Annotated in this window: 15 protein-coding genes and 1 tRNA gene; 6 read left to right on the top strand and 10 right to left on the bottom strand. The window is 69.5% G+C overall.

What is annotated here, in order from left to right; genetic code table 11:
- Positions 1-22 precede the first annotated feature (22 nt).
- Positions 23-1,357 carry a lysine N(6)-hydroxylase/L-ornithine N(5)-oxygenase family protein gene (locus OO71_RS01805; RefSeq protein WP_033287825.1) on the bottom strand — a complete coding sequence of 445 codons (1,335 nt, stop codon included), beginning with the start codon at positions 1,355-1,357 and terminating at the stop codon, positions 23-25.
- A 136-nt stretch (positions 1,358-1,493) separates the two neighbouring features.
- Between OO71_RS01805 and OO71_RS01800 the strand changes: the two genes are divergently transcribed.
- The gene (locus OO71_RS01800; protein WP_033288022.1) at positions 1,494-2,441 is read left to right on the top strand and encodes a methionyl-tRNA formyltransferase; all 948 of its coding nucleotides are present in this window, start codon (positions 1,494-1,496) and stop codon (positions 2,439-2,441) included.
- A 6-nt stretch (positions 2,442-2,447) separates the two neighbouring features.
- On the opposite strand, the gene OO71_RS01795 is transcribed toward OO71_RS01800, so the two are convergent.
- On the bottom strand, positions 2,448-4,085 hold the full coding sequence (locus OO71_RS01795; RefSeq protein WP_033287824.1) for an ABC-F family ATP-binding cassette domain-containing protein: 1,638 nt from the start codon (positions 4,083-4,085) through the stop codon (positions 2,448-2,450).
- A 109-nt stretch (positions 4,086-4,194) separates the two neighbouring features.
- Between OO71_RS01795 and OO71_RS01790 the strand changes: the two genes are divergently transcribed.
- Entirely contained in the window at positions 4,195-5,097 is a 903-nt protein-coding gene (locus tag OO71_RS01790) for a PaaX family transcriptional regulator (protein WP_084144660.1), read from the top strand.
- Positions 5,094-5,864, top strand: a complete 771-nt coding sequence (locus OO71_RS01785) for an enoyl-CoA hydratase/isomerase family protein (protein WP_033287823.1) — start codon at positions 5,094-5,096, stop codon at positions 5,862-5,864. The genes OO71_RS01790 and OO71_RS01785 overlap by 4 nt, the downstream gene beginning before the upstream one ends.
- Positions 5,865-5,867: 3 nt before the next feature.
- Here the strand turns inward: OO71_RS01785 and OO71_RS01780 are convergent, their stop codons facing one another.
- Complete coding sequence (locus OO71_RS01780) at positions 5,868-6,821, bottom strand: CU044_5270 family protein (RefSeq protein ID WP_051790919.1); 954 nt, start codon at positions 6,819-6,821, stop codon at positions 5,868-5,870.
- Positions 6,814-7,377: an RNA polymerase sigma factor gene (locus OO71_RS01775; protein ID WP_033287822.1), complete on the bottom strand. Its 564-nt coding sequence runs from the start codon at positions 7,375-7,377 to the stop codon at positions 6,814-6,816. The genes OO71_RS01780 and OO71_RS01775 overlap by 8 nt, the downstream gene beginning before the upstream one ends.
- A gap of 188 nt (positions 7,378-7,565) precedes the next feature.
- On the opposite strand from OO71_RS01775, the gene OO71_RS01770 reads away from it, so the two are divergent.
- Positions 7,566-7,639 (top strand) — tRNA-Pro (locus OO71_RS01770).
- 438 nt (positions 7,640-8,077) lie between these two features.
- Here OO71_RS01770 and OO71_RS01765 read toward each other — a convergent pair.
- The 4 genes from OO71_RS01765 to OO71_RS01750 are packed head-to-tail and all read right to left on the bottom strand — an operon-like array spanning position 8,078 to position 12,211.
- A complete protein-coding gene (locus OO71_RS01765) occupies positions 8,078-9,544 on the bottom strand; it encodes an APC family permease (protein ID WP_084144649.1) in 1,467 nt (488 codons plus the stop codon).
- Positions 9,545-9,589: 45 nt separating this feature from the next.
- Positions 9,590-10,222, bottom strand: a complete 633-nt coding sequence (gene otnC, locus OO71_RS01760) for a 3-oxo-tetronate 4-phosphate decarboxylase (RefSeq protein WP_033287821.1) — start codon at positions 10,220-10,222, stop codon at positions 9,590-9,592.
- Complete coding sequence (otnK, locus tag OO71_RS01755) at positions 10,219-11,406, bottom strand: 3-oxo-tetronate kinase (protein ID WP_033287820.1); 1,188 nt, start codon at positions 11,404-11,406, stop codon at positions 10,219-10,221. The genes otnC and otnK overlap by 4 nt, the downstream gene beginning before the upstream one ends.
- A 40-nt stretch (positions 11,407-11,446) precedes the next feature.
- Positions 11,447-12,211 carry an SDR family NAD(P)-dependent oxidoreductase gene (locus OO71_RS01750; RefSeq protein WP_033287819.1) on the bottom strand — a complete coding sequence of 255 codons (765 nt, stop codon included), beginning with the start codon at positions 12,209-12,211 and terminating at the stop codon, positions 11,447-11,449.
- A gap of 206 nt (positions 12,212-12,417) precedes the next feature.
- Here OO71_RS01750 and OO71_RS01745 point away from each other — a divergent pair, with 206 nt between their 5' ends.
- Positions 12,418-13,542 (top strand): LLM class flavin-dependent oxidoreductase, encoded by a 1,125-nt coding sequence (locus tag OO71_RS01745; protein ID WP_033287818.1) that lies wholly within the window; start codon positions 12,418-12,420, stop codon positions 13,540-13,542.
- On the top strand, positions 13,539-13,898 hold the full coding sequence (locus OO71_RS01740) for a cupin domain-containing protein (RefSeq protein WP_033287817.1): 360 nt from the start codon (positions 13,539-13,541) through the stop codon (positions 13,896-13,898). Before OO71_RS01745 ends, OO71_RS01740 begins: the two co-directional genes overlap by 4 nt.
- Positions 13,899-13,955: 57 nt before the next feature.
- Here the strand turns inward: OO71_RS01740 and OO71_RS01735 are convergent, their stop codons facing one another.
- Positions 13,956-14,318, bottom strand: a complete 363-nt coding sequence (locus tag OO71_RS01735; protein WP_033287816.1) for a nuclear transport factor 2 family protein — start codon at positions 14,316-14,318, stop codon at positions 13,956-13,958.
- A gap of 41 nt (positions 14,319-14,359) precedes the next feature.
- Positions 14,360-15,679 carry a flavin monoamine oxidase family protein gene (locus tag OO71_RS01730; RefSeq protein ID WP_033287815.1) on the bottom strand — a complete coding sequence of 440 codons (1,320 nt, stop codon included), beginning with the start codon at positions 15,677-15,679 and terminating at the stop codon, positions 14,360-14,362.
- Position 15,680: the final 1 nt, after the last annotated feature.

Genomic DNA, 15,680 nt, shown 5'->3' with positions numbered 1-15,680 from the left:
TCCTCCAAAGCTGGTGGTGGACTCAGCGGGTGCCGGAGACGGCGTACTCCGGCCGGTCGGCAGCCGCGGCCTTCCGGTCCACAATGGACTGCAGAATTTCCCCTACCCGCACCGCGGTGTTGGAAAGCAGCGAGGACGTGATGCCGTGGGTGTGCTCGGTGCCGCCTTGCAGGTACAGACCACCGCGCACCGCCGGGTCGGTGGTGATCCGGTAGTCCCGCTCGACGCGCAGCCGGCCCTCATCGTCGCGGTGACAGCGGGCGGCCAGGTCCCCGAGCAGCGGCGTCGGGTCCGCCGGCAGGTACCCGGTCGCGTAGATCACCGCGTCGGCGTCCAGCACCGCCCGCTCCCCGGTCGCCAGCGATTCGACGGTGGTGCGCACGTGCGTGCCAAGGTCGGCGATCTCGACCGGCCGCGAGACGTTGAACAGCCGCAACCGCTCCTCGCCGAGCACCTTCTCCCGGTAGCGCCTGCGGTACAGCTCGTCGATGAGGTCGAGGTCGACGGCGGAGTAGTTGGTCGCGCCGTGGTACCGCATCAGCCGGTCCTTCACCGGCTCGCTCGCCGCATAGAACGAATCGACCGCTTCCGGGTCGAAAATGCGGTTGGCGAACGCGCTGTCGTCGGCCGGGCTGTAGCCGTAGCGCGCGAAAACGGCGCAGACCTCGGCGCGCGGGAACTCGTCGTGCAGCAAGGCGGCGACCTCGGCCGCGCTCTGCCCCGCGCCGACCACCACGAACCGCCGCGCGTCCGAATCCCGCAGCCCCTCGACCCGGTGCAGCAGCTCGCTGTTGTGCCAGATCCGCTCGCCCGGCACGACACCGTCCGGCAGTTTCGCGCGCAATCCGGTGCCCAGCACGAGATTCCGCGCCCGCAGCTCGGTGAGCTCGCCGCCGAGCTCCGCGCGCACGTCGAAGTACGCCACCTCGTCCCCGTCGAGCACCGGCTCCACCGAGACGACCTCGCTGCCGTAGGACACCAGGTCGTCGACCTTCGCCGCGGCCCACTCGAAGTAGTCGTGGAACTCCACGCGCAGCGGGAACAGGTTCTTGTGGTTGATGAAATCGACCAGCCTGCCCTGTTCGTGCAGGTAGCTGAGGAAGCTGAACCCGCTCGCCGGGTTCCGCATGGTCACCAGGTCCTTCAGGAACGACACCTGCATGGTCGCGGTGTCGATCAGCATCCCGCGGTGCCAGCCGAACCGCGGCTGGCGCTCCAGGAAGTGCGCGGTGACGGGCGCCGCCCTGCCGGTGTTGTGCTCGGCGAGGGCGATCGCGAGTGCGAGGTTGGACGGCCCGAACCCGACCCCGACCACGTCGTACACCGGTACTCGGTTCCCGGCCCCTGCTCGTGACATGAAAGTCCCCTAGCGCGGCACTGCCGCATCGCGATTACCGACCGCTTGCACTCAGGAAACCCTAACCTAACTTAGGCCAGGCTCAACTAGTACCGTGTGGGTGATGTTCGTCCCGACCACGAAAGGTGCACTTCCGATGCGCGTGGCCCTGTTCGGCTACCAGACCTGGGGTCACCGCACCCTGAAGGCCCTCATCGACGCGGGACACGACGTCCGGCTGGTCGTGACGCACCCGCCGAGCGACCACGCGTACGAGCGGATCTGGGGCGATTCGGTCGCCGATCTGGCCCGTGACCACGGCATTCGTGCGCTCCTGCGTACTCGCCCGGACGACGCCGAACTGCTCGCCGAGCTGAAGGCGGCCGAGCTGGACCTGATCGTCGCGAACAACTGGCGCACCTGGCTGCCGCCGGAGATTTTCGCCCTCCCCCGGCACGGCACGCTCAATGTGCACGATTCGTTGTTACCCGCGTATGCCGGTTTTTCTCCCATCATCTGGGCACTGATCAACGGCGAGCCCGAGGTCGGCGTCACCGCGCACCTGATGAACGCCGAACTCGACGCCGGGGACATCGTCGCCCAGCGCGCGGTCCCGGTCGGCCCGAAGGACACCGCGACCGACCTGTTCCACCGCACCGTCGACCTCATCGCACCGCTCACCACCGAGGCCATCCGGCTGATCGAAACGGGCAACGTCGTCCCGATCCCCCAGGACCGGACGAAGGCGAGCTTCTTCCACAAACGTGCGCCGCGCGACAGTCTCATCGACTGGACCTGGCCGGCCGAGGACATCGAGCGCCTGGTCCGCGCGCAGTCCGACCCGTACCCGAACGCGTTCGCCTACCACCGGGGTGCGCAGCTGCGGATCGTGCGCGCGTCGGTGTCGGCCGGGCACTACGGCGGCACGCCGGGCCGGATCTTCATCCGCGAAGGCGACGGCGTGGTGATCGTGGCCGGACCTGCGGCGCGCCGGGGCCAGTCGCCGGGCCTGCTGGTGGAGCGGGTCCGGACCGCGGACGGCACGGAACTCGCGGCGGCGGACTACTTCACGACGATGGGCGGCTATCTCACCGACCGGCGCTGACCCGGGTCAGTGCTCGGTGACCTTGCCGCCGTCCACCTCGAGGTGGCGGGTCACCGAGACCGCGTCCAGCATCCGGCGGTCGTGGGTGACCAGCAGCAACGTGCCCGGGTAACTGTCCAAAGCGGACTCCAGCTGCTCGATGGCGGCCAGGTCGAGGTGGTTGGTCGGCTCGTCGAGCACGAGCAGGTTCACCCCGCGGGCCTGCAGCAACGCCAGCGCCGCGCGGGTGCGTTCGCCGGGCGACAGCGTCTCGGCCGGGCGCAGCACGTGCGCTGCCTTCAGGCCGAACTTCGCCAGCAGCGTACGGACCTCCGCGTCCTGCAGCGACGGGACCTCGCGGGCGAACGCGTCGGCGAGCGGCGCGTCGCCGAGGAACAGCCGTCGAGCCTGGTCGACCTCACCGACGACGACTCCCGGACCCAGCGCCGCGTTGCCCTCGTCGAGCGGCAACCGGCCGAGCAGCGCGGCCAGCAGCGTGGACTTGCCCGCGCCGTTGGCGCCGGTGATCGCCACCTTGTCCGCCCAGTCGACCTGCAGATCCACCGGTCCGAGCGTGAACTCGCCGCGGCGCACGACCGCTCCCCGCAACGTCGCGACCACCGCACCCGCGCGCGGAGCGGCGGCGATCTCCATCCGCAGCTCCCACTCCTTGCGCGGTTCCTCGACCACGTCCAGCCGCTCGATCAACCGCTCGGTCTGGCGAGCCTTCGCGGCCTGTTTTTCGGTCGACTCACTGCGGAACTTGCGTCCCGCCTTGTCGTTGTCGGTGGCTTTGCGGCGCGCGTTCTTGACGCCCTTTTCCATCCACGCGCGCTGCATCCCCGCGCGGGCTTCCAGCGACGAGCGGGTGTTCGCGTATTCCTCGTACTCCTCCCGTGCGTGCCGCCGCGCGACTGCTCGTTCGTCCAAATAGGACTCGTACCCGCCGCCGTAGGTTCGGACCTGGCCCTGGGCCAGATCCAGCTCCACCACGCGGTCGACGGTGCGGGCGAGGAACTCGCGATCGTGGCTCACCAGCACGGTTCCCGCGCGCAGGCCGGTGACGAACCGCTCGAGCCGGGCGAGCCCGTCGAGGTCGAGGTCGTTGGTGGGCTCGTCGAGCAGGAAGATGTCGTACCGGCTCAGCAGCAGCGACGCCAGCCCGGCGCGCGCGGCCTGCCCGCCGGAGAGCGAGGCCATCGGCTGGTCGAGGTCGACGGCAAGGCCGAGGTCCGCGGCGACCTCGCCGGAGCGGTCGTCGAGGTCGGCGCCGCCGAGCGCGAGCCAGCGGTCGAGGGCGGTGGCGTAAGCATCGTCGGCGCCATCGGCACCTGCGGACAGGGCTTCGGTGGCGGCGTCGAGCACGGTCTGGGCAGTCGCGACGCCGGTGCGCCGAGCGAGGAACGCGCGGACCGACTCACCCGGACGGCGCTCGGGCTCCTGCGGGAGGTGCCCGACCGTGGCCGTGGGCGGGTTCAGCCGGACCTCGCCGGACTCCGGGCGGGTGAGCCCGGCCAGCGTGCGCAGCAGGGTGGACTTGCCGGCGCCGTTGACGCCGACCAGGCCGAGCACCTCGCCAGGTGCGACGACGAGATCGAGACCGGAGAAGAGGACGCGGTCACCGTGGCCTGCGGCCAGGTCCTTCGCGACGAGTGTGGCGCTCATGTCGGGCCCGAGTGTACGGGGCGCGCTTTTGCCCGCGTGCCGTGTGTCGTGACGGTCACGGGGAGTGGGTACCCTGGGCGGGTTGCCGGGTCCAATGGAGGTGAAAGCAATGGCGGAACCCGCCCCGGTCGCCCTCGGCCACCGGGCGAAACCGCGGGAGCCCCGCGCGCCCCGGCCCACCGTCAGCAGGCGCCGGGAGGTCAGCCACGCGAGCGCGCGGTCGCTGCTCATGACCGTGCTGGGCGAGTACGTCCTGCCCCGCGACCATCCGGTGTGGACGTCCCTGCTCGTCGAATCGCTCGGCATGCTCGAGATCGAGGAGAAGTCGGCCCGGCAGGCGCTGGCGCGGTCGTCGGCGGAGGGCTGGCTGGTGTCCGAACGCGTCGGCCGCCGGGTCCGCTGGTCGCTCACCCCACCGGGGCGGCGGCTGCTCACCGAAGGTGCCGAGCGGATCTACGCGTTCGGCCGCGACGCACGCGGGTGGGAAGGCCGCTGGCTGATGCTGATCGTGTCGGTCCCGGAAGCGAAGCGCGACCTGCGGCACCGGCTGCGCACGCGGCTCACCTGGGCCGGGTTCGGTTCGCCGGTCGCCGGCGTGTGGGTGAGCCCGGACCCGAGCCGCGAGCTGGAAGCCCAGCAGATCGTCGCCGAGCTCGGCCTCGACGCACAAGCGATGTCGTTCACCTCGGCGTACGGCGAAATCGGTGACCAGGAGGGCATGGTCGAGCGGTCGTGGGACCTGTCCGAGCTCACCGACCGGTACGAGGACTTCATCGACCGGTTCACCGGTCTGGCGCCTTCAGGCGGGCAGGCGGTGCTGCGCGCGCAGACCGAACTGGTGCACGAATGGCGGCGGTTCCCGTTCCTCGACCCGCAGCTGCCCGGCGAGCTGCTGCCCGCCGGATGGAGCGGCGCGAAGGCGGCGGAACTGTTCCACCGCAAACATGTCGAGTGGCGACCGGCTGCGCAGGCGTACTGGGACGAGCTCACTGCCGCGGAGGACCGCGCGTGACGCGGTTGGAACGCGACGGCGGCCTCGCCGTGCTCACCATCGACGAGCCGCCGCTGAACCTGTACACCTTGGCCCTGCAGGAAACCCTGCTCGACGCTCTCGGCTCGCTCGAAGCGGAACCCGCGCGGGCGTTGCTGATCCGCGCCTCGGGGCGGGTGATGAGCGGCGGGGTGGATGTCGCGTTGTTCGAAGCGCAGGATTCGGCGGCCGAGGCCCGGGTGCTGTTCGATTCGATGCTCGCGGTGTCGGAACGCCTTGCCGCGCTGCCGTTTCCGACCGTTTTCGCCGCGCACGGCCTGTGCCTCACGTGGGCGTTCGAGCTGGCCCTGGCCTGCGATCTCCTGCTGGCCGCGTCGGCGGCGAAGTTCGGCTTGGTGGAGAAGGTGGTCGGGCTGACGCCGACCATGGGCGGTACGCAGCGGTTGGCCGCACGGGCGGGCGTTGCGCGCGCCAAGGAGTTCGTGTTTTCCGGCGCCCTGTACGACGCTGCCGCGCTCGAGCGGTGGAACGTCGTCAACCACGTCCTCCCGGACGACGGTTTCGCCGCCGCCGCCCGGGAATTCGCCGCCGACCTCGCCTCCGGGCCGACCCGGGCCCACGCCGCGACGAAGCAGGTACTGGCGCATTTCTCCCGCGGTGGGGTCGCGGCGGCGGACGCTGCCGTCACCGGCATCGCAGCTCGGTTGTACGAGACGGAGGATCTGCGTCGCGGGGTTCGGTCCTTCTTGGCTGACGGGCCTGGGAAGGCTGCGTTCACCGGCCGCTGACGTTCATGCGGGGAGTTGACCGGGCCGGTCGACGATCCCGTAACCGACCACGGCTGCTTCGTTTGTGCCGAGGTAGGCGTGGGACATCGGGTCGAATACCAGCGTCGCCCCTTCCCAGCGCACGCCGACCCCTGGCCGCCCTGCCGCGTCCGTCGTGTTCTCGACGGCCTGCAACCCCGGTACCCTGGCCACCGCGTCGAAGACCGCCGCCCTGGTCTGCGGCCGGACGTAGGTTTCCCCGACGATCCGGTCGACGTCCGCCATCGCTCCGGCGCCCAGGTACTCGTACATGGCGCCGGTGGTGTCGGGGAGGTCGGTCCGGTATGCGGGCGATTTCCGGCAGGGCTTGGTTTCGGGCAGTTTCTCGCCGGCGCGGTGGTACTTCCCATCGACGCATCCGGGCACCGGCATCCCCTTGCCGTCCTGCCGGACGTACCCGTCGTGCTCCCCGTCCGCCGACCGCCACTCCTCCTTTGTGCCGTCCGGGGTTTGCGTTTTGACGTAGAGGAACTGATCCGGCCTCGGCGGGTGGTCCGGCCCACGGAGAGCCGCAGCGGCCGCGTCGTGCAGCACCCGGACGGGGTCGGCGGCGGCGGGTTGGGGGCCGCCGAGGGGGGCGATCGTGACAGCCGCGGCGACGGCGGCGGCGATCCCTGCTGTGGCGGCGATCCGCGCCTTTGTGCTTCGCTTCGCCGTGTTGGGTCCTGTTTGGTTTGCTGTCGTTTGGGTTGCTGTCGTTTGGGCTGCTGTCGTTTGGGCTGCTGTCGTTTGGGCTGCTGTCGTTTGGGCTGCTGTCGTTCGTGTTGCTTCGGCTCGGGTTGCGGTGGTGGTCCGGGCGGCCATCCCCTGTTCCTCCCGCGCCGCGACCAGCAGCTTCTCCCGCACCGGCGCCAGGTCGTCGAGCGACGGAAGCGGCACGTGCGCAGTCCGCGCGCGGAGCATCTGCAACTCATCCATGAACGGAAACCTCCTCGGAATCAGAGCCGAGCGCAGCCCGCAACTTGCGGCGGGCGCGATTCAGCCGGGAACGGACAGTGCCGACCGGAATGTCCAGCGCCTCGGCGACTTCCTCGTACGACAGCCCTTCGGTGGCAGTCAGCAGCACGACGTCCCGATCCCCCTCGGCAAGCGCCGCGAGCGCCGCCCCGAGCTCCGGCCCGCGAGCCTGAGCCGAAACCCGCGCGGCGACGTGCTCGTCGTGCGCCTCCGCCGCCGCCTGCGGCCCGACCGCCCGCAACAGCCGGTACTCACGAACCTCCCCCCGCCGACACCCGGCGACGACGTTGGTCGCGATGCCGTAGAGCCACGGCCGGGCGTCCGGGCGGGCCAGGTCGTACCGATCCCGCCTTCGAAAGGCCGCGAGAAACGTCTCGGCCAGCGCGTCATCGGCAAGATCCCGCCCGAGCCGCCGGGCAAGGTAGCGGTGCAGGAGACGCGCATGCCGGTCGAAGATCACCGCGAACACCTCCGGCTCCCCCACCGACCGCCCGATCACGCCGGCGTCGTCCTCCATCGGCCCCCCTGGTCTTTTCCGGTGTGCCCCTGTCCACCCTGTTCTCCGCACTCTGCCGGGTTTGAGTTCACGGCGCAGGGTTTACCCAGGTCAGGAGGTAAGGGGCCCCTCGTTGCGGGGCGGATCGGGGGACCCGCTAGAGTACTGACATCGCACTCCACGGGGGCTTCCCCGGGGAGTGCCGGGTCCGGGCTGTGGCGCAGTTTGGTAGCGCACTTGACTGGGGGTCAAGGGGTCGCAGGTTCAAATCCTGTCAGCCCGACCGGATCGGCCACGTCCACGCAGGTGGACGTGGCTTTTTGGCGCCCGCTGGGGCGGCACGTTGCCGGGCCGGGCACGTCCGGCCACCATGTACCTGGCCCAGCGGCTACCCCGAAAGCCACCGGACAGAGAGCGTCTCGCCGGGCGGGCAGGGCTCGGAGAAGATCAGAAGAGGGCGTCACGTCCGTGAGTGGTCTGCCGCCATCCGCTTACCGCGGGAGCAAGAAAAACGGGAGTGGCGTACACGCCACTCCCGTGAAGCCTGGCCGGGACTCGAACTGAACTGCTCACACATCCTGTTCACCCGGCTGAACAGCGGGATCGGTTCCGCCGGAAAGTGAACTCGTGTTGCCCGGTGGCGGGGGCGCTGCACAAGCCACCGATCCCTCGGCAAATACTACCGGTGGAACCCGTCAAGCAACGAGCTCCACAGCACCAGTCATCCCTCCGAGGGGACAAGATCATCCCGGCCGATCCGGGCGTACACCTCCGGCCGCTTTCGCCGGTAGATCGACGCCATCACCATTCCGGTGGCGACGATCCCGTAGATCAGCAGCAGCAGAATCACCGAAAGAATCCCGGTCGCGCCCGTGATCACTTCGAAGTTCGCTGTCGCCAGGTACAACGCGACACACAGGATCACGAAAACCACGCCGCAAGCCACGACCGGCTTGGCGATTGCTCCGGGGGCGTTTCGGTTCCGGACCAGATACACGAGGATCGCCAGCGCTACCAAGGCGAGCAGCAACAGCATGGTGTACGTGTAAATGCCCGACAGGCGGCCGTAAACAATGCTGTCCGGGACCTGGGCCAGTACCACCAGCACCAGGCCGACCAGGGTAGCACCGCTCATGGCCAGCGAGGCGCGGTGCGGGGAGAGATGTGTGTTGTGCACCCGGCTGAGGGAGTGGTGCAGGATCTTGTCGGCGCTGAGGTTGAAAGCGTAGCGCGTGGCAATGGAATGCGCGGCCAGCGTCGAGGCGAATGCGCTCGTCAGCAGGAGAACTGTGGACGCGGTGTAGGCGAATTGGCCGGTGTATTGCTGTATGCTGCTGGCGGCTGCGGCAGTCGGATCCGCGGTTACTGCAGTCATGACCGCGACTGGGCCGTAAGAGTTGATGAACAGCCACGCAGTTGTGGCGTACATGAGAGCCAGCAATGCTACGACGGTGTACGTCGCGCGGGGAATGGTTCGGGTGGGGTTGCGGACCTCGTCCCGGAAGATGACTGTTGCTTCGAAGCCGCCGTATAGGCCGACGCCGAACATGAAGGCGATGGCTACCGAGCCCGACAAGATATTCGAGGGGTGGAAGGAATCCAAGGAAAGGCCGTCGGCGCCGCCGCGGACAAGCACGGAAACGTCGTACGCGATCATCAGCAGGAGTTCCAGGCCCAAGAACACCGTGAGTACCCGGGCGGAGAAATCGATCTTCAGGTAGCCCAGCACGGCGACGATCGCCCACAGGGCGACGGCGAACACCCACCACGGGATTGAAGGGCCGTGGAAGATGCCGGTGATGATCGACCTCGCGGCGATACCACCCAATGCGTACGTGCTGATGCAGGCGACGTAATAGATGATGATTGCGGCGAAACCGGCGCCAAGGCCGACGATTTTACCCAGGCCGGCGCTGATGAAGGCGTAGAAGCCGCCCGGGTTCGGGAGCCGGCGGGCCATGGTGGTGAGACCGACGGCCACGAGGGCCACCACGATCCCGCCGGTGAGGAAGGCGACCGGGGTGCCGACGCCGTTGCCCAGCGCGACAGCGACAGGGATGAAGCCCAGGAAAGCGACGGCCGGCGCGCTGAAGGCCATCACGGTGAAGACCAGGCTGATCACGCCCATCCTGCCGCCCAGCCGAGGTTCGCTTTGCGTGGCTCTGGTGGAAAGATCGGGAGAGGACATCGTTGTACTCCAACTTCTCGACGGGCGAACAGCACTACAGCAGGGTCAGGGAAAGCGGCGGCGCACCTCCGCCACGGCCTCCTCCCCCAGGTACCCGGGCGAGCGGCCATCCAAGAGCAAGTACAGCCGCGCGGTCTCCTCGATCTCCTCCACCGCATCGACCGCACTCTCGAGCGACGGCGCGGTGGCGAGCGAGCCGTGGTTGCGCATCAGCACTGAGCGCGACCGTTCTGCCGCCCGCGAGACCTCCTCCGACAGTTCGGCGCTGCCCGGCGGCGCGTACTCGACCAGGGGTAGCCGGCCGACGCGCATGACGTAGTACGGCGTGATCGGCGGCAGCGCGTCATCGGAACTGAGGCCCGGCAGGCACGACACGGCAACTGCGGAGGTCGAATGCACGTGTGCCACTGCGGTGCAGGTGGGGTGGCGGCGGTAAAGCGCTTGGTGCAGCACGAGTTCCTTCGACGGCGGATCACCCCCGACATGATTGCCGTCCACAGTGGTCACGGCCAGCCGGTCCGGGTCCAGGCGGCCGAGGCAGGTGTTCGTCGGCGTGATCATGATTTCGTCCTCCGTCCGGACACTGAGGTTCCCCGTCCGGCCCGGGGTCAAGCCGCGGTCGTACAGCGCGGCGCCGAGCTGGACCAGCTGCGCCCGGACGGCATCGCCGAAACTCATCCCGCCACCTCCAGCGCATCACGGAAGAACGACGGCCCACCGAAGTTGCCCGACTTGAAGGCAAGCGCCAGGTCACCGTCGTCGGCGACGATCCACGGGACCCCGACGCTGATGTCCGGGCCGATCCGCGCCGACCGCAGGGCAAGGGCGTCGGCCACCGCGCCGGACGTTTCGCCCCCGGCGACGATCAGCCGCCGGACACCGAGCTCGCGGAGCCCGGACCCGATGCGGCCCATGGTCCTCTCGATCCGGTGCGAAACCTCCGCCGAAGTCGAAGCAGCGCCGGTGGCGATCAGCACCGGGTCCGACGACAGCCGACCAGCGAATTCGAGCGAGCGGTGTACGGCAGTGTCCCCGTCCAGGAGGTCGTCGACCTCCAGGGTCAGCGTCGGTCCGTCGAACGCGCGGACCTGCTCACGAGTCGCGCGCGAAAGGCTTCCGGCGAGAATGGCGGCCGGTCCGGGCGGGGGCAACGGGCGCTGGGCCGGTGGTCGAGGCCCAGGCTGGGCGGCCGCGGCGAAAGCAGCACCGTAAGCCGCACTGCCCGCGGCCAGCCGATCGCCCGCCGTGGCCTTCGCCAGCGCCTCGAGGTCCGAGTCCCGGACGGCGTCCGCGATCACGTGATGGACACCCGCAACTCCCCCGCTGATCTCCTCGATGCGCGCCGCACCCACCGGGCGCGGCGTCTGCTCGGCGAGCACGCGCGGCAGCCGGGAATCGCGCATCGGATTGAGGGGGTGGTCCCGCATCGGGGACTCGCTGAGCAGCACGTCGCCGACGAACAGGTGACCAAAGTAGACAGTCCGGCCGTTCGCCGGGTACGCCGGGCAATGCACGACACGGGGAGCGCCCGTGACGTCAGCGAGCGCGTCGGCGATCGGCCCGATGTTGCCGTCGGGCGTCGAGTCGAAGGTGCTGCAGTACTTGGAGAAAAACTGCTCGACGCCGACGGCGAGCAATGCCTCGGCCGCCTCGCCTACCGCCGCGCGCGCCTCGGCCGCGGGCACGCTGCGGACCTTGAGGGCGACGACAATCGCATCCCCGCCGTCGTCCGGCACCGCGGCGCTGCCGAACGCGAGCCGGGTGTCGAGCCCGCGAGCCGACAGCGCGCTCGCCAGGTCCGTGGCACCGGTGATGTCGTCGGCGATGAAACCGACCGGCCTCCGTGGGCAACCGGCAGACATGCGCACCACTCCATCGTCGTTCGCCGCGCCGGGCGTGGGTTCAGGTCAGGTTGATGCCGCCGTCGACGAGCAGGTCGACGCCGGTCGTGTACGACGACTCGTCCGACGCGAGGAACGCGACGGTCTTGGCGATCTCCGCGGGCCGCGCCATGCGGCGCATCGGGATCTTCGCCACATCACGGGCCACCCGGTCGGGCTCGGTCTTCTCCGCGTACTCGACCTGGGGCGTCCGCACGTAACCCGGCGACACCGAGTTCACGCGGATCCCGTGCCGGCCGAGGTTCATCGCGGCGTTCCGGGTGATGCCCAGTACCGCGGCCTTCGTCGAAACGTAGGCGATGAACCCGTTTTCCGTCCCGCCCCGATGGGCCCAGGACGAGGCGACGTTGATGATGGACCCGGTCCGCTGGGCCGTCATCCCCGGCAGGACGGCCTGGATGCCGAGCAGAATCCCGGTCTGGTTGATCGCGACGACCCGGTTCCACTCGTCGATCCCCACGTCGCCGACAGCCGCCGGGGAGCTGACCCCCGCGTTGTTGACCAGCACGGTGATCGGTCCCCATGCCGGGTCGACGCCCGCGACGACCTCGGCCCAGTCCTTTTCGGACGCGACGTCGAGGTGCCGGTAGACGACTTGCAGCCCCTCGGCGTCGAGCTGCTCGGCCAGCGCCTCCCCCTGCTCGTCGAGTACGTCCGTCGCGATCACGCGGGCGCCTTGCCGAGCGAGCAGATCCGCGTGAGCCGCTCCCTGTCCCTGTGCGGCGCCGGTGACCAGCGCGACCTTGCCTTCCAGCCTGCTAACCATGGCGGAGAGCATTCCGGCCCGCCCGGCGGCACGCCACTGTATGCCGATTTGAACCGGGGACGGCGGCTTGAGCCGGAATCCAGGCGCTTGTGTCCATCGACAACCCGAGGCCGGTTGTTTGAGCCCGGCGGCAATTGCCGGGAGACGCGCTCTGCCCGACCTTGGGGGAGGAATCGCCGGATCATTCAAAGGAATCGAACGAAGCCATGGATCTCGGACTCTTCAGCCCACCGTATGCCCAGGAATACGTCGCCGGACGGCGCTCGCTGCAGGAGGTGATCGAGTGGGACCTCCAGGTCGCGCGATGGGCCGACGAATACGGCCTCGACGAGCTCTTCTTCGCCGAGCACCACACGATCGGGCACGAACCGAGCCCCGCTCCCGACCTGATGATCGCCGCGGCCTCCCGCGAGACCCGGCGGATCCGGCTCGGCGCCGCGGCCCACCTGCTGCCCTACCACCACCCGGTCGCCCTCGCCGACCGGCTGATGTACCTCGACCACATGACGGGCGGGCGTTACATCGCGGGCTTCGCCCCCGGCTCGTTCCCGACCGACGGCCAGCTCTTCGGCACCGGGCAGGACAACGCGAAGATGATGGACGAGGCCATCGACATCATCGAGGCCGTCTGGACCCGGCCGGGACCGTTCCGCATCGAGGGCGAGTTCTGGACCGTGGACATGCCCGCGCACTCCGACCAGTGGAACGGGCCGCACCTCAAGCCGTTCCAGCGGCCCCGGCCCGAGGTCGTGATGACCGGTGTCCAGCCCACCTCGCCCACGTTCGCCGACGCCGCCCGGCGCGGTTTCTCGCCGATGAGCCAGCAGGTCGCCGTGGCGGCGCTGCGTCAGCAGTGGGAGACCTACTCCGAGGCTGCGGTCGGGGCCGGCCACACCCCCGACCGGGCGAACTGGCGCGTCATGCGTGACGTCTTCGTCGCCGACACCGACGAGGAGGCCCGCCGGTTGTTCCTCGAGGGCCCGGCCGGGCGGACCTGGGACGAGCTCGTGCTGCCGACGTTCCGCGTCGTCCGCGACCGCGGCGGCAAGCCGTACGCGCTCGGCGAGCTGCTCCTGGAGCCCGGCATGACCATCGACGAGCTGACGCTGGAGTGGATGGTCGATCACTTCTTCCTCGTCGGTTCGCCCGACACGGTCGTCGAGAAGATCGCGCAGTTCGACGAGGATCTCGGTGGCATCGGCGCGATCCTGTCGTTCACCTTCGACTTCAGCCGCGACCCCGAGCCCTACCGGCGGCACCTCGAGCTCCTCGGCCGCGAGGTCGGCCCGCGGATCGCCAAGCTGGGCGCCCGCGCGGTGGCCACCGCATGACCGAGATCGTCTCCGACGCCCACCCCGAGACTCTGGAGCTGACCGTCCTCGGCCCGCGGACCCCGGCACTCGCCGGGGCCCCGGTCGAGGCGTTTCGCGTGCTGCACAAGGATTCCGGCGGGCGCAGCGGCGTATGGGAGTGCACTCCGGGGAGATTCGCCTCCGCCCGCAACGGCGATACGGAGCTGATGTACTTCCTCGCCGGGGCAGGCACGATCACCACCGACGACGGCCAGGTCCACGACATCGGCCCGGGCGTCGTACTGGTCGCCCCGGACGGCTGGCGCGGGACCTGGGACATCCGCGAGACGGTGCGCAAGGTCTACACGATCTGGACCACGGCGCGCGACCAGTAGCAACGACAGAGAGGGTGGCGTCCGGAAACGGACGCCACCCTGGGTTCGGCACCGGCCTCAGTCGGGCATCGGCGCTTCCTCGTAGGAGCGCACCGTCTTGAACTTCCCGTCCTCGATCTCGACGACATTCACGCCCTGCAACGCAAAACGGTTGCCCTGCGGATCCTTCAGGCGCGCGCGGAACTCGATGACCGCCCTCGTGTCACCGTCGCCCCATTCGCCCAGGATGTCGACCTCGAGTTCGGGGAACGACCGGTAGAAGTCCTCGGTCAGCCGCCGGATCGCGGCGTGGCCCTGATTGGCAGGCTGGCCGGACGCGTGGAACGTGGCGTCGGGGAGGAAGTGGCTCAGCAGGCCGTCGAGGTCGTGGCGGCATTCGGCGTCCCAAGCGGACGCCTGGAGGTCGCGAGCAAGGCTCACCGGGAATTTCCTTTCGTAGTGGGGTTTCGTAGTGGGGTTTCTCAGCGCTCGGCGAGGATGGCCGACAGCCGGGTCGCGGCGATGGCGCCGGTGCGGACCGCGCCTTCCATCCATCCGCGGAACGCGTGGGCGATGTCGGACCCGGCGAAGACGAGACGGCCCTCGGTGGCCTCCAGCGCGGAGGCGTACTTCGACAGCAGACCGGCGGGCGCCGCGCACCATGTTCCCTTGGCATACGGGTCGGCGAGCCAGTCGTGGCCGTCGACCTTCAGGACACTCGCCTCCGGGAGGTACCGCCGCAGCGCCGCTTCCAGGTCCTCGCGGTCCAGGATGTCGAGCGGGCGTTCCTGCGTCGAGAAGCCGACGACGAGGTCGCCGCCGAGGCCGGTCTCGGCGGCCGGGTAGTCGGTGAAGAAGACGTCGATCGGCGCCTCGTGGCAGCCGACCCCGAGCACCTTCGGCGGCAGATCGGTGACCAGCGCCCACAACTTCTTGGCAGCGCCGGACTGCCCGATCGCCGCACCCGCGGCCTTCTCCGGGGACAGCGCGGGCTCGAATGCGATGTCGGTCAAGCAGTTCAGCGGCAGAGCGATCACCGCGCCACGCGCACGAAGTACCTCGCCGTTGTGTGTGCGCACCTCGACGTGGTCGGCCGACTGCGTCACCGCCGCCACCGGCGACGAAAGCCGCAGCTCGGCGCCGGAATCGTCCAGCATCCGTTGCAATAGATCGATCGTTCCGGCGGCGAAGCGGTGCGTCGGGGTGTGCCCGAGCGCGAGGACGTCGCCGTTCAGGTTCGGGATCCACGACATCAGGTGCAGCGCGGAGATCTGTGCCTCGGCGCAGCCGGTGTTCTCCCGGATCCATCCGCCGATGAGCCCGCGGAGCGGCGTGGACAGGCCGAACCGGTCGAGGTAGTCGTGAAGTGGCACGTCGAGGTCGGCGACGTCCTGCTGGTCCAACGGCAATTCCGGGTCGATCCGCTCCACCTGGACGAGAACTTCCTTGACCAGCTGGTCGAGTGCGGCCCGGTCGTCGTCGGTGATCGGGCAGGCGGCGTGGCGGAGGATCCCGTCGAGCAGGGAGACGTGGTGCTCCGGATGCGGGCTCTGCGACAGCGCCACGCCGTAGCGCTCGGCCTCCGCCATGAGTTCCGTGTTGCCGTCCGGATCGACCCAGTTGCCGCCCAGCTCGATGGAGAAACCGGTGTCGGCGAAGGGCCGGTACCAGGCGCGTCCGCCGATCCGGTCCCGCGCCTCGACGATCAGCACCCGCTTGCCGTCCGCCGCGAGGTCACGCGCGGCCGTCAGCCCTGCGAAACCGGCGCCGAGCACCAGCACGTCGTAGGTGTCCCCGTTCATC

The sequence above is a fragment of the Amycolatopsis jejuensis genome, assembly GCF_000717335.1.
Lineage (GTDB): Bacteria > Actinomycetota > Actinomycetes > Mycobacteriales > Pseudonocardiaceae > Amycolatopsis > Amycolatopsis jejuensis.
This window is presented reverse-complemented; position numbering and strand designations above follow the sequence as displayed.

What these genes read in the sequence shown, in the direction of transcription:
- OO71_RS01790 (WP_084144660.1), top strand. Translation starts at nt 4,195, where the DNA reads ATGGCGGAACCCGCCCCGGTCGCCCTCGGCCACCGGGCGAAACCGCGG.
- OO71_RS01795 (WP_033287824.1), bottom strand. Translation starts at nt 4,085, where the DNA reads ATGAGCGCCACACTCGTCGCGAAGGACCTGGCCGCAGGCCACGGTGAC.
- OO71_RS01765 (WP_084144649.1), bottom strand. Translation starts at nt 9,544, where the DNA reads ATGTCCTCTCCCGATCTTTCCACCAGAGCCACGCAAAGCGAACCTCGG.
- otnC (WP_033287821.1), bottom strand. Translation starts at nt 10,222, where the DNA reads ATGAGTTTCGGCGATGCCGTCCGGGCGCAGCTGGTCCAGCTCGGCGCC.
- OO71_RS01800 (WP_033288022.1), top strand. Translation starts at nt 1,494, where the DNA reads ATGCGCGTGGCCCTGTTCGGCTACCAGACCTGGGGTCACCGCACCCTG.
- OO71_RS01780 (WP_051790919.1), bottom strand. Translation starts at nt 6,821, where the DNA reads ATGGATGAGTTGCAGATGCTCCGCGCGCGGACTGCGCACGTGCCGCTT.
- OO71_RS01745 (WP_033287818.1), top strand. Translation starts at nt 12,418, where the DNA reads ATGGATCTCGGACTCTTCAGCCCACCGTATGCCCAGGAATACGTCGCC.
- OO71_RS01750 (WP_033287819.1), bottom strand. Translation starts at nt 12,211, where the DNA reads ATGGTTAGCAGGCTGGAAGGCAAGGTCGCGCTGGTCACCGGCGCCGCA.
- OO71_RS01730 (WP_033287815.1), bottom strand. Translation starts at nt 15,679, where the DNA reads ATGAACGGGGACACCTACGACGTGCTGGTGCTCGGCGCCGGTTTCGCA.
- otnK (WP_033287820.1), bottom strand. Translation starts at nt 11,406, where the DNA reads ATGTCTGCCGGTTGCCCACGGAGGCCGGTCGGTTTCATCGCCGACGAC.
- OO71_RS01805 (WP_033287825.1), bottom strand. Translation starts at nt 1,357, where the DNA reads ATGTCACGAGCAGGGGCCGGGAACCGAGTACCGGTGTACGACGTGGTC.
- OO71_RS01740 (WP_033287817.1), top strand. Translation starts at nt 13,539, where the DNA reads ATGACCGAGATCGTCTCCGACGCCCACCCCGAGACTCTGGAGCTGACC.
- OO71_RS01775 (WP_033287822.1), bottom strand. Translation starts at nt 7,377, where the DNA reads ATGGAGGACGACGCCGGCGTGATCGGGCGGTCGGTGGGGGAGCCGGAG.